This is a genomic window from Cystobacter fuscus DSM 2262, assembly GCF_000335475.2.
GTDB classification, from domain to species: domain Bacteria; phylum Myxococcota; class Myxococcia; order Myxococcales; family Myxococcaceae; genus Cystobacter; species Cystobacter fuscus.
In genome coordinates, this window is record NZ_ANAH02000007.1 from 254821 (window position 1) to 277466 (window position 22646).

General features: G+C 68.3%; 17 protein-coding genes and 1 pseudogene. 8 read left to right on the forward strand and 10 right to left on the reverse strand.

The annotated features are described in order from the left end of the window. The first annotated feature begins 99 nt into the window (after positions 1-99). Positions 100-1854, forward strand: coding sequence for a M1 family metallopeptidase (locus tag D187_RS13370; protein ID WP_002621207.1), 1755 nt, complete (start codon positions 100-102; stop codon positions 1852-1854). Between the two features lies 1 nt (position 1855). Here D187_RS13370 and D187_RS13375 read toward each other — a convergent pair whose 3' ends face one another. Further along, the gene (locus D187_RS13375; protein WP_002621208.1) at positions 1856-4276 is read right to left on the reverse strand and encodes an FG-GAP repeat domain-containing protein; all 2421 of its coding nucleotides are present in this window, start codon (positions 4274-4276) and stop codon (positions 1856-1858) included. A 125-nt stretch (positions 4277-4401) separates the two neighbouring features. Continuing rightward, a complete protein-coding gene (locus tag D187_RS13380) occupies positions 4402-5739 on the reverse strand; it encodes a family 16 glycosylhydrolase (RefSeq protein WP_002621209.1) in 1338 nt (445 codons plus the stop codon). Positions 5740-6011: 272 nt separating this feature from the next. Between D187_RS13380 and D187_RS13385 the strand changes: the two genes are divergently transcribed. The 3 genes from D187_RS13385 to D187_RS13395 all read left to right on the forward strand — a co-directional run bounded on the left by D187_RS13385 (position 6012) and on the right by D187_RS13395 (position 10360). Further along, entirely contained in the window at positions 6012-8753 is a 2742-nt protein-coding gene (locus D187_RS13385) for an ATP-binding protein (RefSeq protein WP_002621211.1), read from the forward strand. Positions 8754-8796: 43 nt separating this feature from the next. Continuing rightward, the gene (locus D187_RS13390; RefSeq protein WP_002621212.1) at positions 8797-9885 is read left to right on the forward strand and encodes a metallophosphoesterase; all 1089 of its coding nucleotides are present in this window, start codon (positions 8797-8799) and stop codon (positions 9883-9885) included. 112 nt (positions 9886-9997) lie between these two features. Then, on the forward strand, positions 9998-10360 hold the full coding sequence (locus D187_RS13395) for a GFA family protein (RefSeq protein WP_002621213.1): 363 nt from the start codon (positions 9998-10000) through the stop codon (positions 10358-10360). A 357-nt stretch (positions 10361-10717) separates the two neighbouring features. Here D187_RS13395 and D187_RS13400 read toward each other — a convergent pair whose 3' ends face one another. From D187_RS13400 to D187_RS59200, 3 genes are read right to left on the reverse strand one after another with little or no spacing between them, the layout of a single operon-like run. Next, on the reverse strand, positions 10718-10969 hold the full coding sequence (locus D187_RS13400; protein ID WP_043429629.1) for a hypothetical protein: 252 nt from the start codon (positions 10967-10969) through the stop codon (positions 10718-10720). After that, positions 10969-11130 (reverse strand): hypothetical protein, encoded by a 162-nt coding sequence (locus D187_RS55070; protein ID WP_002621214.1) that lies wholly within the window; start codon positions 11128-11130, stop codon positions 10969-10971. Before D187_RS55070 ends, D187_RS13400 begins: the two co-directional genes overlap by 1 nt. A 34-nt stretch (positions 11131-11164) precedes the next feature. Further along, positions 11165-11944 carry an AlbA family DNA-binding domain-containing protein gene (locus D187_RS59200; RefSeq protein ID WP_076606156.1) on the reverse strand — a complete coding sequence of 260 codons (780 nt, stop codon included), beginning with the start codon at positions 11942-11944 and terminating at the stop codon, positions 11165-11167. Positions 11945-12034: 90 nt separating this feature from the next. Between D187_RS59200 and D187_RS13410 the strand changes: the two genes are divergently transcribed. Next, positions 12035-12406 (forward strand): helix-turn-helix transcriptional regulator, encoded by a 372-nt coding sequence (locus tag D187_RS13410; RefSeq protein WP_002621215.1) that lies wholly within the window; start codon positions 12035-12037, stop codon positions 12404-12406. A gap of 36 nt (positions 12407-12442) precedes the next feature. Here D187_RS13410 and D187_RS13415 read toward each other — a convergent pair whose 3' ends face one another. The 5 genes from D187_RS13415 to D187_RS13435 all read right to left on the reverse strand — a co-directional run bounded on the left by D187_RS13415 (position 12443) and on the right by D187_RS13435 (position 19484). Next, on the reverse strand, positions 12443-12835 hold the full coding sequence (locus D187_RS13415) for a helix-turn-helix domain-containing protein (protein WP_002621216.1): 393 nt from the start codon (positions 12833-12835) through the stop codon (positions 12443-12445). Further along, positions 12832-14004 carry a serine/threonine-protein kinase gene (locus D187_RS13420; RefSeq protein ID WP_002621217.1) on the reverse strand — a complete coding sequence of 391 codons (1173 nt, stop codon included), beginning with the start codon at positions 14002-14004 and terminating at the stop codon, positions 12832-12834. The genes D187_RS13415 and D187_RS13420 overlap by 4 nt, the downstream gene beginning before the upstream one ends. Positions 14005-14174: 170 nt before the next feature. Further along, the gene (locus D187_RS13425; RefSeq protein WP_002621218.1) at positions 14175-15101 is read right to left on the reverse strand and encodes a DUF2381 family protein; all 927 of its coding nucleotides are present in this window, start codon (positions 15099-15101) and stop codon (positions 14175-14177) included. 122 nt (positions 15102-15223) lie between these two features. Beyond that, positions 15224-17173, reverse strand: a complete 1950-nt coding sequence (locus tag D187_RS13430) for a serine/threonine protein kinase (RefSeq protein ID WP_002621219.1) — start codon at positions 17171-17173, stop codon at positions 15224-15226. Between the two features lie 196 nt (positions 17174-17369). Further along, positions 17370-19484, reverse strand: coding sequence for a catalase (locus D187_RS13435; RefSeq protein WP_002621220.1), 2115 nt, complete (start codon positions 19482-19484; stop codon positions 17370-17372). Between the two features lie 213 nt (positions 19485-19697). Between D187_RS13435 and D187_RS13440 the strand changes: the two genes are divergently transcribed. The 3 genes and pseudogenes from D187_RS13440 to D187_RS59710 form a co-directional block, all read left to right on the forward strand. Next, positions 19698-20993 carry a phospholipase C/P1 nuclease family protein gene (locus D187_RS13440; RefSeq protein WP_020918013.1) on the forward strand — a complete coding sequence of 432 codons (1296 nt, stop codon included), beginning with the start codon at positions 19698-19700 and terminating at the stop codon, positions 20991-20993. A 301-nt stretch (positions 20994-21294) separates the two neighbouring features. Then, positions 21295-22440: a sensor histidine kinase gene (locus D187_RS13445; RefSeq protein WP_002621225.1), complete on the forward strand. Its 1146-nt coding sequence runs from the start codon at positions 21295-21297 to the stop codon at positions 22438-22440. Positions 22441-22540: 100 nt separating this feature from the next. Next, positions 22541-22645 (forward strand): annotated as a pseudogene (locus D187_RS59710) (type VI immunity family protein); the annotation flags it as partial. Position 22646 lies beyond the last annotated feature (1 nt).

A 22646-nucleotide genomic window follows, 5' to 3' on the forward strand; every position in this document is an offset into this window, starting at 1 on the left:
AGGAAAAAGGAATGGCGGGAGACATCGCGCCGGTTGATTCAAAAGTCAATCGCCTGTTGAGGCTCCCCCGTGAAGGCATGGAGGGTAAGGTGCGCTGCCATGGCCCGACGCGATCCGCACTCGTACAGTGATGACACCCAACCCGAGACCGAGCGCCTCTCCTGGAAGGCGCGCGTGGACTTCCAGACCCGGCGGCTGCACGCCGAGGCGACCCTCACGTTGAAGGAGGCCTCCGCGGGGCCGTTGGACCTGGACACCCGGGAGCTGGAGGTGGAGTCGGTGGTGGATGGAGAGGGCCGACCCCTGTCGTTTCTCGTGTCACCTGCCGAACCCATCCTGGGCAGCCGCCTGCGCGTGGAGCTGCGTCCGGGTGTGAAGCAGCTGACGGTGCGCTACCGCACCTCGCCCGGAGCGAGCGCCCTGCAGTGGCTCACGCCCGCCCAGACGGCGGGAGGCCAGGCGCCGTACCTCTTCAGCCAGTGCCAGGCCATCCACGCGCGCTCGGTGGTGCCGATGCAGGACACGCCGCGGCTGCGCATCCGCTACGAGGCGGAGCTCACCGTGCCGCGCGAGCTGCGGGCGGTCATGGCCGCGGGCTTCGTCGGGCGCGAGGAAAAGGGCGAGGAGGCGGTGGAGCGCTACGAGATGCCCCAGCCCATTCCCCCCTACCTGCTGGCGTTCGCGGTGGGGCGGCTCGCGTCCAAGGAGCTGGGGCCGCGCTCGCGCGTGTGGGCCGAGCCCGAGGTGCTCGAGCGCGCCGCGGCCGAGTTCGCGGACGTGGACGCCATGCTGCGCGCGGCCGAGGCGCTCTTCGGCCCGTATGACTGGGAGCGGTTCGATCTGCTGACGATGCCGCCCTCGTTCCCCTACGGCGGCATGGAGAACCCGCGCCTGACGTTCCTCACCCCCACCCTGCTCGCCGGGGACAAGAGCCTGGTGTCGGTGGTGGCGCACGAGCTGGCGCATTCCTGGACGGGCAACCTCGTCACCAACGCGTCCGCCGAGCACTTCTGGCTCAACGAGGGCTTCACCGTCTTCGCCGAGCGGCGCATCGTGGAGGCGCTCTACGGCAAGGACGTGGCGGCGCTGCACGCCACCCTGGGCCGGGGCGCGCTGGAGGAGACGCTCCAGCACTTCAAGGAGCACCCTCAGCTCACGTGCCTGCGCACCCACCTGACGGGCGTGGATCCGGACGAGGCCTTCTCGCTCGTGCCGTACGAGAAGGGCTACCTCTTCCTGCGCGCCATCGAGGACGCGGTGGGCCGCGACGCCTTCGACGGCTTCCTGCGCGACTACCTCCAGGAGCACCGCTTCCAGGCGCTCACCACCGAGGAGTTCACCGCCTTCGTGGAGCGGCGCCTGCCGGGCGCGCTGGCGAAGGTGGACGCGGAGGCCTACCTGAGCCGGCCGGGCATCCCTCCGGGCGCGCCCACGGCCCACTCCGAGCGGCTCGCGGCCCTGGCGCGCTTCACGGGCCAGGTGCCCTCCACCGAGGACGTGAAGGACTGGACCCCGCCCGAGTGGCAGCTCTACATCGAACGGCTGCCCGCGCAGGCGCCGCGCAAGACGCTGCGCGAGTTGGACGAGCGCTTCCACCTCACCCGGAGCGGCAACGCGGAGGTGCTGGTGGCGTGGCTCACGGTGGCGCTGCGCTCGGGCTGGGAGCCCGCCTGGGAGCGCGCCGCGACCTTCCTCGGCGAGGTGGGCCGGATGAAGTACCTCAAGCCCCTCTATGGCGCGCTGGTGAAGAGCCCCGAGGGCAAGGTGCGCGCGCGGCAGCTCTTCCAGGACTACGCCGAGCGCTATCACCCCATCGCCCGGGCGGCGGTCGAGTCCATCCTCCAGCGCACCTGAGTCACGACATCGAAAACACCCGCAGCTCCCCCGAGCTCATCAGCACGACGAGCTCGGGGCGGTCATCCCCCAACAGGTCCACCGCGCGCGCCCACGTCACCGCGCCATCCAGCGGGTAGCTCCACGTGCTCCACTTGCCCTGGCCTTGGCCCAGCGCCAACCAGAGCCCCTGGCCGTCTTGTGTTTCGGCGATGACATCGACGCGGCCATCGCCATTCACGTCCTCCCAGGCGAACAGCCGGCCCAGCGGAGGCAGCGCGCAGGTGAACGGGGCGCGAAGCGTGCCGTGCCCATCTCCCGGATAGAACCGCAGCTCCGCCACCGAGGGGCGCACACGGTTCACCACGTCCAGCCGGCCATCCCCATCCGCGTCCACGCTCCAGGCTTCATTCCAGAATTGGGCCGAATCGAACCCATGGCCCGGCAGCGGGGTGCCGTCCTTCGCGGTGGGGTTGAGGTTGATGCCCAGCGTGGTGTGGACCAGGTCCAGCGTGCCGTCTCCATTGAAGTCCCCCGCCAGCGCCGCGCTCGAGCCCGGGCACCGGTCATCCGGCTCGGGGTTGTAGTCCCTCAACTCGTCCTCGCGGAACGTGCGCGAGCCCAGGTTGGTGAACCGGCTCACCTTCCCCACACACCCGGAGAAGGACGCCACCAGATCCACGCGCCCATCCGCGTTGAAGTCCCCGGCCCGCACGCCGTGCGCATCGGAGCGCCCCAGGGTCTGACGCGCCTCGAAGTGTCCCTCCGGATCGTTCCACAAGACGAACACCGCTGACCCGCTCGAGGTGACGGCGAGGTCCACGCGTCCATCTCCGTCGAAGTCACCCGCGGCCAGGCTGGTCGCGTCGGAGAGGTCAGGCACCTCCCGGGTGGTGAACACGCCATTGCCCTGGTTCAACACCAGCCGGACGCTCCCTTGCACGAGCGCGAGATCCCTCCGGCCATCTCCGTCGAAATCCCCCACCGCCATGGCGGGCGAGGTCGCCTGTCCCACCTGGAGATGAACCACCGGATGCACGCGCTCCTCGATGGGAGTAGCGAGAAGGTCCAGGGGACACGTGGTGGCGACAGCCGGCGGGGACCCGGGCACGGGAGGCACCGTGTACACGGACACCGTGTTGTCATCCGCCTCGGCCACCAGCAGTTCCACCTCGCCATCGTGGTCCAGGTCCGCCACGGCGGCGGCGCTCGGACGTCGGCCCACCGTCAGGCGGCCGTGAGGCACGAGCGTTCCGTCGCCCTTGCCCCGGAACAGCGACACCTGCGACGTCGAGCCGTGCAGGGCCACCACGTCCTGGGCGCCATCTCCGTCGAAGTCCACCACGGCGGCATCCTCCGCCCCGGTGGAGAGCTCCTGGACGTGCCCCTCGGAGAAGCCCCCATGCCCGTTGCCCAGGAACAGCTCCAGGAAGGAGTCCCCGGCACCGAGCAGATCCACATGCCCGTCCCGATTGAAGTCCGCGGCGTACACGTGGCGGAAGAACCGCGACGTGGGCAGCTCACCCGACGGCTGGACATGGCCCGAGGCGGTGCCCAGCAGGACATGCGAGCGCCACCCATGGCCCTGGGCGTCGTTGAAGGCCACATCCGGGAGGCCATCCTCGTCGAAGTCCGCGATGGCCGCCGCCCGTCCCGTGTCGAGCCCGTACACCACTGGGTAGTCGGTGTCGTTCAGCGTCAGCTTCAGGGCGCTGGAACTCCAGGTGCCCGTCGCCGAGGGGCCCAGCAGATAGAAGCCCGCCGTCCCTCCGGGGGTGGCCCGATCGGAGTAGTTGCCCAGGGACCAGAGGACGGACGGACCAGAGGAAGAGGGCCACAGGCCCAGGCTCGAGACGACACCGTCGGTGGTCCTCCACGGGAACGGATGATCCACGAAAGCGCCGTCCCCCTTGCCGAGCAGGAGCCGGAGGCCGTAGCGGGTGCCCACGAGCGCGTCCAGGTGGCCATCCCCATCGGCATCACCCGCCACGATGCGCCCGGAGCTCGTCAGGCGGAACGGTTCCTCGGCCAGCGCGAGGCGCCCCGTTCCGTCGTTGCGCAGCAGCAGGAACTCCCCAGTCCGGGACACATATTGACTGCTGTAGTTGCGGCCGCCCGCGTTGATGGCCACGTCTGGCGCGCCATCCCCGTTGAAGTCACCGACCGCGAGCCCCTCGGGGGACACCCCCGCGTAGAAGGAGGCACGCAGCCACTTCCCGCGCGTGTCGCCACCGCCCGAATCCGGAGGCGATCCGGAGGGAGGGTCCGTGGGCAGCTCGGGCGGGTCCTTGGGGGCGTCTCCCGGCGGGGGCGTCGACGGCTGGCTCGGCCGAGGGGGCGGCTTCAGCCCACCCGGGAGCGCCGGGAGGTCCGCACCGGGCAACTTCACCCCACACGCCAGGAACAACCCCGCGCCCACCACCAGGCCGATCCGCGTCCTCATCCGACCCCTCCAAAACACACTTGCCGGTTCCTTCACTGCCCGTGCAGCACATGCGCACGAGCAGGAGGACCGGCAAGGGAGGACGCTTCAGGAGAGGAAAGGAGCGTCAGACACGCTCCAAACCGCTACCGCCACTGGTAGGCGCGCACCCAGTCGACTTCCATCGTCTGGGGCGTGTTGCGGATGAGGTCCGCCGTGGACTGCGGCACGCCGGGGTACGGGTAGGTGGCGCCGTTGACGCCCTGCGGATAGCTGCCGCCCACCGCCAGGTTGAGGATGATGTAGTACGGCTTGTCGTACACCCAGTTGCCGTACCGGGTGACCTCCGACTTCGGCGTGGTCTTCACCAGCACGTCGTCGATGTACCACTTGATGTCCGTGGGAGAGTACTCGGTGCGGTACACGTGCCAGTTGCTGACGGAGGAGTTCGGGTAGAAGCGGCTGTTGATGGGCGTGTTGCCCGAGTAGCCCGGACCATGCAGCGCGCCCGACGTCCAGTCGCTGTAGCCAACGTTCTCCAGGATGTCGAGCTCGCCGCACGCGGGCCAGCCCACCGTATTGATGTCATTGCCGAGCAGCCAGAACGCCGGCCAGAGGCCCGGGCCCACCGGCAGCTTGATGCGCGCCTCGATGCGGCCGTGCGCGAACTCGCGCTTGCCCGCGCTCTCCAGGCGGCCCGAGGTGTACGGGTAGCCGTTGGTCGGCTGGTAGCGGGCGATGAGCTTGAGGGTGCCGTTGCTGACCTGCACGTTCTCCGACGAGGTCGTGTACTGCTGCTGCTCGTTGTTCACGTGGATGTTGGTGACATAGGCCCAGTTGGACGTGTTGATGCTGGTGCCGTCGAACTCGTCGTTCCAGACCTGCACCCAGCCGCCGCCCGGGTTGCCACCTCCACCGCCCACGGACGCCCACGAGAAGGCCTCCCAGCACCCGCCCGAGGCCGCGCGGTTGGCGAACAGGGGCGCCCCGGCCTGGTTTCCGTCGGAGGACACGAACTGGCCGTTGCTCCGGGCCTTCAAGCCAATGGTGCCGTTGCCGTAGTCCACCCACTGGAAGTGCTCCCAGTCGCTCGCGCTCGCGCGGTTGGCCACGAGCCGCCCGCCCAGGTTCGTGTCCGCCGACACGTACTGGCCCGTCTCCGCCACGCGCAGCGTGATGTAGCCATTGCCCGCGTCACCCACCTGGAACTGCTCCCAGCCGGCCGCGGCGGCGCGGTTGGCCACCAGGGGCGCGTCCGCGCTGAGGTTCTTGTCCGCCGACACGTACTGCTGGGTGGTGCACGCCTTGAGCCAGATCGTCTGCCCGATGGGCGCCGCCGCCAGCGGACGCGTCTGGGTCTCGGTGATCAGGTCGGCCGGCACCTGCGCGGCGCCACCACAGGCCCCAGCGCCCAGCACCACGCCCCCCATCCCCACCGTCAGCAACCCGCGCATTCCCAGCGACTTCCACAGCCTCGAGATCATTGGAACTCCTCGTACATGTCGGGCCCGGCTTCATCTTGGCTGCCAGGGCAGGCACAAGGTGTCTTATTGGAAAACCGAGGAAAACTTAAATGAATGAGGCTGTTCACGAATGAACACTCATGGGTTTTCCCCTCGGAAGACGACTTTTTTGACCCGGAAAAGAGCCCCGGATTCTCTTGTTTCACTGGGTCCGCGCCCGGCGGCCCGCCTGCCCTGGAAGCACCCCGGAAAGGCCAGGGACGAGGGGAGGGAACACATGGGGTTGTGAAGGGGTGCGAACCGTCCCCGGTGCTCCGTGGCGCCTGACCTTCCAGCGCAAGCTGTTGCTCGCCTCCGCCGCGGTGCTGCTGCCGGTGATGGTGCTGCTGAGCGTGGATCTCGTCGAGGACGCGCGGATGACGCGCAAGACGCTCCTGGACGCCCAGCGCCTCACGGCCCATGCCGTCGCCGTGCAGGTCACCGAGTCCTTCGAGGCGGCGATCGATCTGGGCTGGGCGCTGGCCAATGATCCCCTCGTGCACACGCTCAACCCCGAGCTGCTGGACGCGCACCTGCTGAAGCTCACCGGGCACCACAACCGCTTCAGCTCGGTCGGGGTCTACGACGCCCAGGGCCACAACCGCGGCTGGGGGGATCCGGAGATGCCCGCCGAGCCCCGGCTCTGGATTGGAGACCGGCCCTACTTCCAGAAGGTGATGGCCACCAACACGCCCGTCGTCTCGGAGGTGCTCGAGCTGCGGCGACCCATGCGCACGGCGCTGCTCGTCGCCGTGCCGCTGCGCGACGACCAGGGACAACCCATGGGCATGGTCAGCGTGGTGATGGAGACCCACCTGCTGGCCCAACGCTATCTCTCCGCCCGGCACCACTCCCAGCAGGAGATCCTCCTGGTGGACCCCGCCGGCCGGCTGGCCTTCCACACCCACTCCCCCACCCTGCCCTTCGCGCGAGGCCTGGCCTTCGCCTCGTTCCCCCCGCTGCTCGGAGCGCTCGAGGGCCGCGCCATGCGAATCACCCAGGCCACGGACCCGCTCACCCAGGAGAACATCCTGGGAGCCTTCGTGCCCACGCCCCGCTACGGCTGGGCCGTGGGGGTGATGGCCTCGCGCGAGCTCGCGATGGCCCCGCTCACCCAGCGGCTGTACCTGAAGCTGGGCGCCATCCTCGGCATCACGCTGTTCAGCGGCATGCTGGCCGTGGTGCTGTCGCGCCGCCAGACGCGGCCGGTGCGTCAGCTCCAGTCGCTCGCCCACGCCCTGGGCCAGGGGGACATGGCCCGGCGCGCCCACATCCAGACGGGCGACGAGATGGAGGAGCTCGGCGAGGCCTTCAACCAGATGGCCACCCACATCGCCCAGCGGCAGCGCGAAGTGGACGCCCTGCGCGCCGAGGCCGAGGATCATGCCCGACAACTCGCCGCCATCATCGCCAGCGTGCCGGATGCCATCCTCCTGGCCAGTCCGGACGGGCGGTTGTTCGACGCCAATCCCGCCGGGCTGCGGCTGCTGGGCGTCACGGATCACTCCCAGTTGGAGGTGCTCCTGAGCGCTCACCTCCAGCGCTCGTGGATCCGCCATCCCGATGGCCACCCCCTGGCGCTGGAGGAGCTGCCCCTGATGCGCGCACTGCGGGGGGAGACCTTCTCGGACCTGGAGCTGCGCATGCGCTCGCTCACGGGCGAGGAGTACCTCGTGAGCGTCAACGGGGCGCCGGTGCGCGACGCCACCGGGCGGATCATCCTCGGGGAGGTCGTCCTCCACGACATCACCGAGCGCAAGAAGATCGAGGAGGAGCGGGCGCGGCTCCTGGCGCGAGAGCAGGCCCTGGCCCGCGTCGGGCAGGCCCTGGTGCGCGAGGTGGAACTCGAGCGCATCTCCTCCGTGGCCAGCGAGCAGTGCCGCCAGGCGCTCGGCGCGGATGCCGTCGGGCTGTGGCTGGCGCACCCGGATCCCTCGCGCTTCACCTGGGTGGCCGCCCATGGCTTCTCGTCGGCGAGCCACGCGGACATGGCGGAGCTGCCCCTGTGCGAGCTGTCCCCCGGGGCCGTCCAGGACGAGGCGATCCAGCTCATCGACGCCCAGGGGAGCGCGGACGTGTCCTTCCCGGGCCACGCGCTGGCGAAGCGGGAAGGCTTCGCCAGCGTGGTGCTCATCCCCCTGCACTCGCGCGGGCGATTGGTGGGCGTCCTGGCGTGCTTCTCCCGGGAGCCGCTGGAGCTGTCCGCGAGCGAGCGCGAGTTCCACACCACCGTGGGCCAGCTCGTCGCCGTGGCCATCGAGAAGGCCCGGCTGTTCCAGGAGGTGCGCGAGGCCCTGCGGCTGCGCGAGGAGTTCATGTCGGCGGCGGCCCACGAGCTGAAGACGCCGGTGACCACGCTCCAGACGTGGGCGGACATCCTCACCTGGAAGGAGCCGGGCTCCGAGCGCCAGCGCAAGGGACTCGCCGCCATCTCCCGGGGGGCCCGGCGGCTGGGACGGCTCGTGGAGCACCTGTTCACGGCCCTGCGGATGGCACCGGGCCTGACGAAGCTGGAGCGGGACCGCGTGGATCTGCGCGCCTTGCTGGCCGAGCATGTCGCCAGCCTGTCGCGCAGCACGGATCACCCCATCCACCTCGTCGCCGAGGAGACGCCCATCATCGAGGCGGACCGACAGCGCATGGGCGAGGTGCTGGCGCACCTGCTGGAGAACGCCCTGCGCTACTCCCCGCCCGCCCGTCCCATCGAGGTCCGGCTGGGATGCGCGGGCAACGAGGCCGTGGTGTCGGTCCACGACCATGGCCCCGGCATTCCCCTCGAGCGCCAGCCCCATGTCTTCGAGCCGCTCTACGAGCCCCTGCCCTCCGGGGCGCCAGGCTACGCGGGCATGGCCGGACTGGGGCTGCACCTGAGCTCACGCATCATCGAGGCGCATGGTGGCCGCATCTGGCTGGAGAGCACCCCCGGCGAGGGCACCACGTTCTGCTTCAGCCTGCCGCTGCACGGGGTGGAGGGCACGCGGCACGCCAACGCCTGAGTTCCAGCGGACCTCGCGCGCGTGCGTTAAAAACGGGGGGCTCATGTCCAGCCACGCCCCTGCCCTGGGACGACTCCAGGTCCTCACGATCCTCTTCGTCGCCCTGATCCAGCTGCCCACGGTGATCTGGGCCTGCGCGCTCACCCACTCGCCCCTACCGGCGCTGGTGGCGGTGCTGGTGTCCCTCCCCTATCTGCGCCACCTGCGGACGCCCTGGCAGTCCACGAGCCCCGCGCGCATGGCCTACCTGACGCTGGGCTGGTGGACAGCCTGCCTGGTGTTCAGCGTGCTCCTGCTTCCCGCCACGCTGGCCATCCATGCGGGCCTGCCCCGCGCCTGGGTCTGGGGCGGGTGTGGCGTCTTCGCGCTCGCCGTGGGGGCGCACTCGGTGCTCGGCCGGCCCCGACTGCGGCGGCTCGAGGTGCGCGTGGAGGGGCTCGCCCCCGAGCTGGACGGCTACCGCATCGGGCAGATCTCCGACGTGCACTGCGGCCCCTATGTCCCCGAGAGCCGCGTGGCCACCTGGGTCGCCCGCCTCAATGCCCTCGACGTCGACCTGATGTCCGTCACGGGGGACCTCATCACCCAGGGCTCCTCGCACGTCGAGGCGGTCTCCCGGGCGCTCGGCGGGCTGCGGGCCCGGGATGGAGTGTTCGCCTGCATGGGCAACCACGACTACTTCACGGACGGGGAGCACTTCGTCCAGGCCCTGGAGCGGCAGGGCCTGACCGTGCTGCGCAACCGCGGCGTGGTGGTGAAACGGGGCAACGCGAGCCTGTACGTCGCGGGGGTGGACGACACCTGGACCTCGCGCCATGACTTGCGGAGGGCCCTCGCGGCGCGGCCGGACGGAGTCCCCACGGTGCTGCTCGCGCATGACCCCAACCTGTTTCCCCAGGCCCAGGCCCGCCAGATCGAGCTGACCTTGTCGGGCCACACCCACGGCGGGCAGCTCGCGGTACCGGGCGTGCGCGACCTGTCACTGGCCCGGTTCATCAGCCGGTGGACGGCGGGGCTCTACCGACAGGGCCGCTCGTGGCTGTACGTGAACCGCGGCGCGGGCACCACCGGGCCACCGGTGCGGCTGGGCGCTCCGGCGGAGCTGGCCGTCATCACCCTGCGCCGGGCCTGAGCCCCTTCATGCCGACGCCACCCGCCCGATGAGGTGTGCCATCGTGCGCGCCGGGCATGCTCCTCGCGCCACGCGGGGGGCACGGGCCCACGTCACGTCTGGAGAGTTCCACATGTCGGGATTGAAGAAGTACACGGGCGGCTGTCACTGCGGGAAGGTCGCGTACGAGGTGAGCGCGAACCTGGACAACGTCATCTCCTGCAACTGCAGCATCTGCCAGAAGCGGGGCCTGCTGCTCACCTTCGTGCCCCCCGAGCAGTTCGTCCTCCAGAAAGGCGAGGAGAAGGCGCTCACCGACTACCAGTTCAACAAGAAGGTCATCCACCACATGTTCTGCCCGGAGTGCGGCGTGGAGTCGTTCGCCACGGGGACCACGCCGGACGGCAAGAGGATGTACGCCATCAACGTGCGGTGCCTGGAGGACGTGGACCTCGCCGCCCTCAAGCCCCAGCCGGTCGACGGCCGGCGCTTCTAGCGCGCATCCTCCGCCGGGATGGGAAACCCCACCGCCCGGCTCGGCGGGGCGCTCGCAGGGGTCGGCTTCCCTCTGGAGCGGGGCAGATGGTACGTCCGTTTCTGTCCGTCCGAGTCCTGCCTTCCCATCGGGGGGGCCATTGGCATTTTTTACACACACATTGGCGACTGCAAGGAAGCCCCTAGATAGCAGTTGCCGGGCGGCTCCATGCGGCTTGAAATCCAACCGCCCGATTTACTTTGAACGAGAGCGTACTCGCCGTGAAGGCTTGGATACTGCGGGTGGCTGTTGCTCGCGTGCTTGTTTCTTCAACTCCTCGCGCGCTCCCGGGGCTGGACGCCGAAGGGCTGAGTTGGGCTAAAGCTCCTCGCGGAAAATCTCGGGGAAGAGGCCGTTACGGGCTAGCAGACAGAAGTTCGCTAGGATTGTCTTCGCGTAATGGGCTATGAGCGGCTCGTCCGGGAATTCCTCGCGCAACGCGCGCTCAAGTTCGGCGGAGAGTGCCGCTAGCTTTTCGACGTCCTGACCCGCTTCCTCTCGGACCTTCTCGATCCTGAGGGTGACATTAGAGAGGCCAAAGGCAGCCGCCGTCTTTTCTGACGCAGTCATTAGCGCGCCACCGGGCGGGGAAACTGCCGCTCAAGCCAGGCGACGATGACCGCATGGAGACTCTCGATGCCCGGCAGGCTTTGGAAGCCCTCGCACAGTTTTTCTTGCCAGAGTGCCACCGTTATCGCCTCGTGATTGAGCCGCTCGACGAGCCGCGTCACAACCGCCGTCCGGGGCGTTTGACTGAGACTGGAATCAAACTCGTACCGCTCCCGGTGGAGGCAGTGAAGGAGCAGCCGCGCCGTCAGGCACTCCCGGGGGGTGCGGGGGAGGTTTCGCCGCGACTCCTCCAGGCCCGAGTCCCGCGTGGCACGTCGGACGCGCTCGCGGCAACTGGTTAGCTCGGGCGCCCCCGGGCTTGGCTGGGACAGGAGCAGCTCGTCCACGTCCGGCGGGGCCTGGGTCGGCCGCTTGGCTGCGCGCAGTTCGTCCGCGGCCCATAGGCCCAGCTCGGCGGTGGGGGGGAGCACACGGGTGTTGGGCGAGCGTGGGAAAGGCGTCGTCGCCCCCTGCTTCCCCGGCTGGCCCACCACGGGGGCGCCAGCTCCGGCCGGAGTGTAGGCGGGTGCGGGAAACACTGGCGGCGCGTCTGGCATGGGCGCCACAGCTTGGGCGTGAGCCGTCGTCGAGCAGAGGGCAGCCAGAAGAAGTAGCCAAGCGTACATAGAGGATCCACCCGCAGGAGGAGGTGAACTTGTACTCGTTCTTTACCGCTTCCTCAATGCCTAGAACGCTAACCGCTCGGCCCTGCTGTGAGTCCTCATCGACGCCGATAAAGAGAATGCCTCCGCCGTTATTTGCAAAAGATGTCGCATCGCGTCGAAGCTCCTCTTTGTCCCTATCCCTCTTGTCTGGAGGTTTGCGCTGATCCCAGTAGGCATCCCGTTTGAAGTCGAGATGTGGGCCTTCGGTAAGTCCTTTAATCACCAGAGCCAGCAGTCCATCCCAAGTATCGATCTTATTCAGGTCCTTCATGACTTAACCTCCGTTCGTAGATGTCGGCAGGATCGGAGTCCAACACAGGATGCTGTCGCAGCCTACCTCGTCTTGGAGTAGACGCAGTCCATGGACGAGAAGATGCAACGCCACCTGGGGGAGGCGGCCCGGGCTGCCCGCTTGCGGTTGGGACTCACGCAGGCCGAGGTGGCCAAGCAGGTTCGCCTCAAGCCCGCCGTTTATGGTCGGATCGAGCGCGGGAAGATGACGCCCAGCGTGCCCTCCCTACGCCGTATCTGCACGGTCCTGGGACTCTCTTCGGACCTGCTTCTGTCCCTGGCTCCTCGGGAGGAGAAGGGGTCGGCCGCCAAGCGCTCATCCGAGCCGGTCGAGCACCCGGAGTTGAGTCGCATCATCCACATCCTACGCGGTTGGCCCCCAGAACGATTGGCGCTCGCTCGCAAATTGCTGGAGACAGCCCACTCCCACTTCTCCAAGTGAACGCCCGTACTCCGGGGGCTCTTTTGACCCGAGCGTCTACTCGTCCCCGGCCGACACCAGGGTACGCGCCATCACGCTCATGGCCGCCAGCTTCTTGTCGTCCATCTGGCGCAGGGTGCGCATCAGCCGGCGCATTCGCGGTGACTCCGCGGCCTCGGGAGCGGACTCCTTCAGCCAGGCCGCCGTCCCCGTGGAGTCGAGGCCCAACGCCTCACCGGCGTCCATCCTCAACACCGCGCACAGCTTGCGCAGGTTCGGCACGCTGGGCGGCAACTGGCCTCGCTCCATCCGTCCGTACACCTCCGTGGCCACGCCCACTCGCTCGGCCACATCTGCCTGCGTCCAGGCGGTTTGGGCTCTCGCCGCTCTCAAGGTCTCGCCCAGATGGACGGTCAGCGTCTTCTTCGTCCGCGCGCCGTGCTTCTTCACCGCTTCTCCCTTCGCGCGTTCCTCCGTCCCACCGTGGCCTGCTCCTCGGGTGTGAGCAACACGCCCTTCTCGGCCGGGAACGCCCCCGTGTCCTCGGGTAGCGGCTTGTCCCGCATCAGCTGGCCGAGTTCCCGCGCGGCCTGCTCGGGGCCAAAGCTCTTGTCCTGGGCCCGGAGCCAGGCGCGCAGTTCGTCGCGCATCGCTCCCGCGCTCGGGTAGCGATCCTGGGGCAGGGCGTGCAGGGCCTTGTGCAAGATGCGCTTGAGCGACGCGGGCACTCGTCCCAGCACTCGCTCCACGTCCTCGGGCCCGAAGCGCCGGATGCGCGCCGCCAGCTCTCCGGCACTCGCCCACGCCGTGCGCTCGGCACGCATCCGGGCGTTGTACAGGAGCACGTCCGTGGACTCCACCGGGGGCAGGTTCACGTCCGAGGGGTCGAGCGGGTACTGGCCCGACACCATTTCCAGTAGCACCATGCCCAGCGAGTACAGGTCCGCGCGCCCATCGAGCGGCTGGCGGCTCATCACCTCCGGCGCGGCATAGTCGAGCACCGCGCGCAGCACCTTGGAGCCCGTCTTCAGCCGTCCCAGCAGGCGCGCGTGGGCCAGACCCCAGTCGGTGAGCTTCACGCCTCCCTGGAAGTCCAGCCGGATGTTCATGGGGCAGACCGCACGGTGGACGATGTGCAGGGGACCGCCGTCCTCGTCCTCGCATGTCCAGGCGGCTTGGAGCGCATCGGCCACCTCGGCGGCCGTGTACGCGCAGAAGGCCAGCGACAGCTCGCGCCCCAGCAGCTGCGCCGTCTCCAGCGCCGTCTCCAGGAAGAGGCCCTGGGTGTACTCCATCACCACGTAGGGCTCGTTCCGGTACTCCTCCACGTCGAACACCCGGGCGATGTTCGGATGGTGCAGCCGAGTGGCCAGGCGCAGTTCCTCTGCGGCGCGCTGGCGGCGTTGGCCCTCGGGCGGCAACACCACCTGCTTGAGCAGGACGAGATCCGCCTTGCCGCCGCGCACCAGGGGCGTGCGCCGTGCGATGGCCACGGGGTTGGATTCTTCATCGTCCAGCAAGGGGGCCACGAACGTGTACCGGTACTCCGCTCCATCGAAGAGATGCCCACCGGGCTCCCTGGAGAGGAGGGGCGGGGCGTGGGTGGTCGGTGAGGTCATGCGCCATGCTCCTGAGCGATCCAGAGAACCTTTCAGGTCCTTGGTCCTGTTGAGAGGTCCTTAAAGGTAACATGACGCCCGATAGGGAGGGAAGTCATGGCCGACCAGATAGGTTAGCCTCGGGGGTCAACGTGATGGAGTAGACGGGTTGGACTCCCCTTCGTGCCACATCAGGGGAACGTCACGCCGTCGAGGTTCACGTCCCCAACTCCGGCTTCTTTCGCCCACAGCTTGAGCGTGAAGGCGCCTTGTGCCTCATCCGCTGCCGCGTTCATCTCCACGGTGACCACCTGGGCCTTCCCAGGCGGGATGGGCTTCAGCGGCCACACCGTCAGCCCTGACAACTCCTCTTGCTTGGAGCCCAGCAGGGCCGCCCCAGCAGGCGTCCAGGATGGCCTCCCCGGCGGATTGAACAGCTCCACCTTTACGGCCACTCGGCCTCGCCTTTGGAGTCCAACGGTCCGGTAGCTGCGGACGCGCGACGCTTCAAGGGCATTCCCCGGGCGTTCAGCCACAGCCGAGAGTTTTCGGAAGACAACGTTCTTCTCCTCGAGCCAGCCGTTGGCGATGAGGCCCGTCAGCCCCACCGGTCCGCTGCACTCGGCCTGGAGACGCGCCTTTTCCTCCCGGCACTGCTGGGCCTCGGCTCGCGCTTGCTGCTCGCCCTGTCGGAGCGAGGCCATGGTGCGCTCATGGCGCGACACTTCCACCTGCCGCTCCGCCTGGGTCGGGTGGAGCACCAGGACGAACGTGGCGCTCGCGGGGACCGCGTCATCCTGAAAATAGACCGTCACCGGTACGCGCTCTCCGTCGTGCAGCGCTTCCGAAGCCACGAGCGTCAGGGTGTCGTCCGCCACCTTCACCCGGCGGAACCGTTCCTGTCTCTCCACCACCACGCGCGCCAGCTTCGCGTCGAAGAACAGGTTGAGGGATAACTCTGGCCGGATGCACAACTCCGGCGGCGTGCTGGGCAAGGTCGCGTCCAACTCGATGTAGCGCGTGCCCGACTCGCACACGGGCAATGGACTCTGCTCCGCGCTCACGGGGGCCGCGAGCAGGGCCAGTCCGAGAAAGGAGGCCGAGGAAAAAACGAGCACGGAGCGGAACCTCCACGAGGAAGCGACGAGACCGGAGGCGTGGGCTCTACCACACCGTCCTGCCCGGTCGTGCGCGATCCGTCCCGGACTTCCGGGGGGCCAGGCAATTCTCCGGGAGGGCTCTACTTGAAGTGGCTCACCGTCCTGAGCTCTACGCGAGGACGGACCTTGATGGTCTGCTCACTGTCGGACTCGATCTCCAGGCCGGACTCTCCGAAGTCCCACAGCTCCATGCACACGGTGAATGTGTCGCCAGAGGGAGTTACGGCCTGGGTGATGCGGCCATAGACGCGCTTCTCTCCGATGAAGAGCTGGCCGGAGAAGACTGTTTCGCTCGGCAGCTTTCCCCATCCACCGCCCAACGTCATCGTGATGGGGCCTTCCCGTACGGGAATGGGCTTGTTGTTGCCCGATATCCATCTTGGAATCGCGGCAGTTCCTTGGTGGTCGCCGACGTCAAGGTCGAGCTTGCTTCTCATGGTCTCGATGGCACCGGCCGGGCACTCCTGGGAGGCAGGCTCTTTGCGAACCTGGGCACCGGGACAGGCCATGTTGGCGGCGGCGGCCACGGCGAGAAGCACGTTGTTGCCGGTGGGGCCGCATCCCTTCTTCTTCTTGTCCGCCTGTGAGCCGGGGGCCTTCTTCCTCATGCCGGTCGTTCCCTTGCTGAGCGCCACATTGGTGACGAGCGCAGGGGTGTCCACCCTCGGGGGCGCTGCGCCTGCGTCAGCTTCAGGCGGCTTCCAGGGCGGCGCCACTTCGTGAACGTGCGGGGCCCATGGCGCCAGTCCTCCGAGGGTGGATTCCGCGGAGACGAGAGGCGTCGGCGTCCGAGATTCGAGAAGCGTCCACACCCGCTGGTCTGGCACTGCTGGCGGAGTCAGTGCGAGAAGTGGCTGCCGGAGCTGATCGAGAACGTGACCCGCTCCCATGGCGAGGCCCACCACGACCACGGCCACGAGGACCGGAGCGAGCCGTCTCATCCGAGCGTGAAGCGTGGAGACTGTCTGCGCGGTGGACGGTGCGGGTTGCGCGGTGGGGCTGGCGGGTGGCGGAGGGGACGGATTGCCCCGCTTGGGCTTCTGCCGAATCCATCTGCGCAGCCACGCTTGGGGGTTCTTGCCCACCAACTCCGGCGCGTCCTCCGTGGTGCGTCCGTCCGCCGTCCAGCCGTAGCACAGGGGCGTCTCCCAACGGGGATCCACCTTCGCCTCCTCCAGCAGCTTCTTCAGCGACTCGTACAGCGCCTCGGCGTTCTGGACACGGGCGTGTGGCTCCTTGGCCAACAGGCGCAGGCACAGATCGCTGAGGTTCGAGGGCACACGAGAGTTCCGCACGTTCGGAGGCGTGGGGACGTCCGCGATGATCTCCCCCAGTAGCTCGTCGTCCGGGCCGTCGAAGGGGTACACGTCGGTGGTGAGCACGTAGAGGATGATGCCCAGGGCGTACAGCTCGTCCGTCACCGCGTAGTCGTATCGCTCCCCCTGCTTGCGATCCTCGCGCAGGAAGAAGGCCACGGACTCAGGGCTGCGATAACGGAGATTGGCCGGGGCCAGCGAACCACGGGTGACGCGAGGTACGCCGGGCATGGTGCCAGCACCGAAGTCCACCAGCACCGGCGCCCCGTCCAACTCGCGCACCAGCACGTTGTCGCCCTTCAAGTCCCGGTGCAGGACCTCCTTCGCGTGGACCTCCTGGAGAGCACGGGTGAGCGGCAGCAGTTTCTCCACCACCTCGCGGGCACACGGATTGTTGTCCCGGACCCACTGGTACAGCGTCACCCCTGGCACGTACTCCATGACGAGCACCAGGTACTCCGGCTTCTCCTCCGGCCATTTGAAGTGGCTCAGCAGCCGCACCACGTTGGGGAACTCGTGGCGGAGCATGATGTACAACTCCCGCCAACCCCACTCCCCAACGCTCTCCAGGTGGATGAACTTGAGCGCGCACGGGCCACCGTCGCGCCATGCGAGATACACCCTACCGAAGCCTCCCGCGCCCAGCTTCTTCTCGATGCGGTAGCCGCCCACCACCGCCCCCGGCTGGACCACGTCCTCCAGCGTGGTCTTCACGCTGCCCCTCCAAGGGAGACACCAGCAAGGGATCGCAGGAGTCCGGTCATGTGGTCAACCTCCGGGGTCAGCAGGGTAGCAGAACCCCGGAGTTTCCTCTGCTCGGCGCACGGCTGGTGTGGTGGTGCTCGCCCTGGACGTGGACCCCAGCGCCGTCATGCTCGGAAGACCAGTCCAGGACGCGGAGGGCCCCGGCTCAGGCCGGGACGCTGTTGCGGTCCAAGCGCATCCAGTGCCGGTGCTCGGCGATGGACTCGATGAACTTCGCGGTGAAGTGGTGGTGCTTGGCCCCCTTGGCGTCCGCGACGATGCCCGGCGCGGAGGAGGAGATGCCACCCGCGTCCAACAGCTCACTGGCCTCGCGGGTGACGCCGATCGCCTTGCAGTGCCGGTAGGCCTCCTGGATGAACTGCATCGCGTCCGCGTCCTTCTTGAGCACCGCCACGCTCGCGGCGCCACCGGGCACGAAGACGGCGTCGTACTCGACCGAGGCCGTGGTGAGCGAGCTCTTGTCCACCATCACCGGCTGGCCATCCGAGCCCTTCACCGTGCCCAGGCGCTTGGCGATGACCACCATCTGGCCCCCCGCCTTCTCGATGGCCGCGCGCGTGGCCGACAGGTCCTCCGCGTCGAAGCCGTCCGCCACCAGCACGCCGACGAGCCGCGTGGGGATGGCGTCCTTCTTCGCGTCCTTCTTCAGGTACTCGATGCTCAGCGCCGGGGACTTGTCGATCTTCCCCTTCTCCACGGCGGGCTTGGGCACGGGCAGGCCCAGGCCCTCGGCCACCTGCGTCACGAGCTCCTCGTCGATCTTCGCGAGGATCTGCTCCACCACGCGCGCGCGCACCTCCTTGCGCTCCACCTTGCCCAGCTCGAACAGGATGGCCGCGATGATGTGCTCCTGCTCGGGCCTGGACATGCTGCGGAAGAACATGCCCGCCTGGGTGAAGTGATCCTGGAACGACTCGCCGCGCGCGCGCAGCTTCTCCCCGTCCACCTTCTCCGGGAAGTGCCGGTAGCCGCCCTCGGCCGCGGAGCTCATGAACGGGCAGCCGCCCCCGAGCGAGTTGGGGAAGTAGTTGGCGCGGCCCTCGGGGATGGTGTGCCGCTTGAAACCATCCTGCTGGTTGTTGTGCACCGGCGCGAGCGGACGGTTGATGGGGATCTCGACGAAGTTGGGCCCACCCAGCCGGGACAGCTGCGTGTCGAGGTAGGAGAAATTGCGCCCCTGCAGCAGCGGATCATCCGTGAAGTCGATGCCCGGCACGACGTTGGCGGTGCAGAAGGCGACCTGCTCGGTCTCGGCGAAGAAGTTCGTCGGGTTGCGATCGAGCACGAGCTTGCCGACGCGGCGCACCGGGATGAGCTCCTCGGGGATGATCTTCGTCGAGTCGAGGATCTCGATGCCGAGCTTCGCGACGTCCTTCTCCTCGATGATCTGCAATCCCAGCTCATACTCGGGGAAGTTGCCCTTCTCGATGTTCTCCCAGAGATCGCGGCGGTGGTAGTCGGGGTCCTTGCCCCCGAGCTTCTGGCACTCGTCCCACACGAGCGAGTGCACGCCGAGCTTCGGCTTCCAGTGGAACTTCACGAAGCGCGACACGCCCTTGTCGTTGATCAGCCGGAAGGTATGGACGCCAAAGCCTTCCATCATGCGGTAGCTGCGCGGCAGGGCGCGATCGGACATGACCCACATGAGCATGTGGGCGCTCTCCGGCATGAGCGAGATGAAGTCCCAGAAGGAGTCATGCGCGGAGGCCGCCTGGGGCATCTCGTGGTGCGGCTCCGGCTTGGCCGCGTGGATGATGTCCGGGAACTTGATGGCATCCTGGATGAAGAAGACGGGGATGTTGTTGCCCACCAGGTCCCAGTTGCCCTCCTCCGTGTAGAACTTCACGGCGAAGCCCCGCACGTCCCGCGCCGTGTCCATGGAGCCGCGTGAGCCCGCCACGGTGGAGAAGCGCACGAAGACGGGCGTCTTCTTCGACGGATCCTGGAAGAGCTTCGCCTTGGTGAGATCGGCCAGCGACTCATAGGGCTGGAAGTAGCCGTGCGCACCCGAGCCCCGGGCATGCACGACGCGCTCGGGGATGCGCTCGTGGTCGAAGCGCATGATCTTCTCGCGGAAGTGGAAGTCCTCGAGCAGGGTGGGGCCGCGCGCGCCCACGCGCAGCGAGTTGTCGGTGTTCTCGATGGGAACCCCCTGGTCCGACGTCATCCGATGGCCCGTGGGATTCGAGCGATCCTTGGCCAGAGCCTCGTCCTTGCTGCGCGCGTCGATGCTCACTGCGTCCGGGGTCTTCTTGTTCAAGTGCGTTCTCCTGGGAGTCCCCCGCCCGGATAGGCATGGGCAGGAGAGGAGGCGAGCGCTTCACGGAGTCCTCATCCGGGTGTGCCCATTGGAGAACGGACCCTGGGGCGGACCTGTCACGTGGAAGTCATCACCGGGTGACCGGGCAGGCGCCCGCCTCCCGCCACCCCCCTGAAATAGAACGGGCCCGTCGCGGTAGCATGGCGCTTCCCCATGCACGCGCCCCGACTCCTCCCGCTCCTGTTGGCCACGGTCCTGCTTCCCTCGCTCGCCAACGCCTTCTCGGTGCCGAACCACGAGGCACTGACGCGCGCCTCCATCGACGCGGCGGTCGCGTCGGACGGTCTGCCCGAGCTCGCGGCGCACCGCGCCATCGTGGTGGCGGGCAGCCGGGACGAGGACCTGAACCTGCACGTCAAGTGGACCGGGTGGAACCACTTCTTCCACCCGGGCCAGACGCTCGACATGGCCTTTCGCAAGGACTCCTCGTCGCGGGTGCGGGCGCTGTGGCAGGAGGCCGAGGAGGCCGCGAGCCACGGCGACCTGACGCAGGCGTTCGGCCGCGTGGGGCACCTGGTGCATCACATCCAGGACATGGCGTCGCCGCCACACGTGGTGCCGGTGATGCACGGGCTGGCGGATCGCTTCGAGCAGCGGTCAATCGCGCCGGAGACCCTGGCCCATGGGCCCCGGATCGACATCCCGCCGATGTCCGGCGACGAGGCGCAGCTCGCCCTGGCCGAGGAGACGCTGAATCTGGTGCGCACGGGCGCGCTGCCGGTGGTGGACGGCAACATCCCCTGGAGCGCGTTCTGGGCCGAGCCCGTCCATGCGGACCCCGGTGTGTTCGGCGGTTATGGCGAGGTGGGCAACGCCTTCGGGGCGGCACGGGTGCGCTGGAACGGGCGCGCGTGGAAGGTGGACCCCGCGGTGTACGAGGACTTCGTGAACGGGCGGGCGGAGGCGGCCATGGCCTACTCGCGCGCCTTCCTGGTGTGGGCGACGGAGCGGCTCACCACCCTGGCCCGGGAGCGTCAGCAGGTCATGCGCGCCCAGTGGGCCCCCTCGCCCGCGCTCGCCCTGGAGGTGATGGGCGGAGCCCTCGCGTCCCCACGAGGGGCCACGCCGGTGGCCGGCGCGCGGGCACTGCTTCCCCTGCCGTGGGCGATGGCCCTATCGGCCAGTTATGCCCAGACATTGAGCGCTCCCCTCCTGTCGAGCGGGGGAAGCTGCTGGTCGCTGTCCGTGCTCTCTCCGCCGCTGTGGGCGGCGCGGCTGGGCTATGCGAAGGGGTTCGACCTGCGCGCCATGGTGGGCGGGGGCCTGTCCTTCCTCGGCGGCGCGCCCCGTCCGGAGCTACCCGTGGGCCTACGGCTGCACACCCAGTTGGGCACGCGGCTGTCGCTCAGCGCGGAAGCCCAATACCGGCTCTTCTCTTCGTCCCTGGGACCCTGGGCGAACGGCATCTCCTTCACCCTGGGCACCGGCCTCACCTGGGGCGACACCTAGCGGGCTTGCGCCGTACGGGGGCGCTCACGGGACGCCCGGAGGAATCACCACAACCGCGCCACCTGCTCCGCATTCCAAGCCAATGGAATGACAAGCAACCCGCCGCAGTCGGCTACACGGCGCGCGGCTACGTGCACTTCACCGAGGGAGGCGGGTCGCTGCCGCGCGTGGAGCGTCGCCAACAGGCGTTGCGGCTCGCTCGGCTGCTCCCCATTCGATAGGGCACCGGGGCGGCGTGGGCAATCGCGGTCGAAATGGCCATCTTCCTCTGGAAACTGGCACCACTGGAGGAAGGTGAGGAATGGCCTCACTCGGAGAGCAGCTCTGCGACCATACCGACGAACTCGTGCAACGATGGTACGAGCGGTGGCAGCAGGAGCGGCCCGCGTTCCCGGAAATGACGGAGGCCGCCATCAAAGACCACCTGCCCCTCCAACTCCGGGCCATCGGCGAGAGGCTGCGCGAGGGAGGAGCCGCTGTGTCTCCCCGGAAGTTGTGGGAGCAGCACCGACGGTTGGACCCCGAGCAGCGCGTGCGCGATGCGGTGCCCATCGAGGAGGTGGTGCGTGAGTACGCCTACGTCATCGAGGCGGTCCGCAGCTGGCTTGACGAGCGAGGCGAGCAGGTGTCCGTCCTGGAATACTCGTTCTTCTCCATCGCCATCTTCGAACTCGCCGCCGAGTCGGCGCGCCGGTTCTCGAGGTACCAGGCGGAGCGGGTGACCCGAGAGCGCTCGGAGTACGTGGCGGGCATCGCGCACCAGTTGCGCACGCCTGTCTCCACGCTGAGCCTTTATGTCCAGCAGTTGAAGTGTGCACAGGGCGAGCCGGACCCCCAGGCCGTGGAGCGACTACGCCGCACGGTGGGCCGACTGAACCGGCTCGTCGACGGCATCCTCCGCCTGGAGCGCTTCAAACCCGACGAGCTGCCTGTCCACCCGGAGGTCCTCGCCCCGGCGCAGGTCATCGAACAGCTCGTCGCGGATTACGAGTACGATGCCAGCCAAAAGGGCTTGCGGCTCGACATCTCCGCCAACCGGTCCGCGCGCATGCAGGTGGACCAGGACCTGTTGGTGGACGCTCTTGGCAACCTCATCCAGAACGCCATCAAGTACACCCAAAAGGGCTTCGTGCGCGTCACGCTGGAGGAGCAAGAAGACAAGGTGGTGTTCAAGGTGGAGGACTCCGGCCCCGGCATCAGCCCCGAGCGCCAACGGGAGCTTTTCCGACCCGTGATGCCCGGACAACCCGGTGGCGTCGGGCTCGGCTTGAGCATCGCGTTCCGTGCCGCGGTGGCACAGGGCGGGACGCTGGAACTGGAGAGCGAGCCGGGCCTGGGCAGCACCTTCCGTCTGTGCCTGCCCCGGACCGTGCGTGCGCGGGAGGGGCAGAGCAAGGAACTCGTGGAGACCACTCTTGAGAATGACGCTTCACCGAGCGTCCATTAGCCATGGGACGGAGTTCATGGAAGAGCACGGCCCAGGCCGTGTGCATGAGTTGGCCTTGGAACTGGGCACCTTTCTCCCGGACACGAGGGGCTCTCCTGGAATGGATAGGACCGAGGTCGGGCACCTGTCCTGGAACCTGGGCACTCGCATCAATGGCATCCACTGGATGAACTTCCTGGGCCCACCGGTGCTCGGGGAACTGAGCG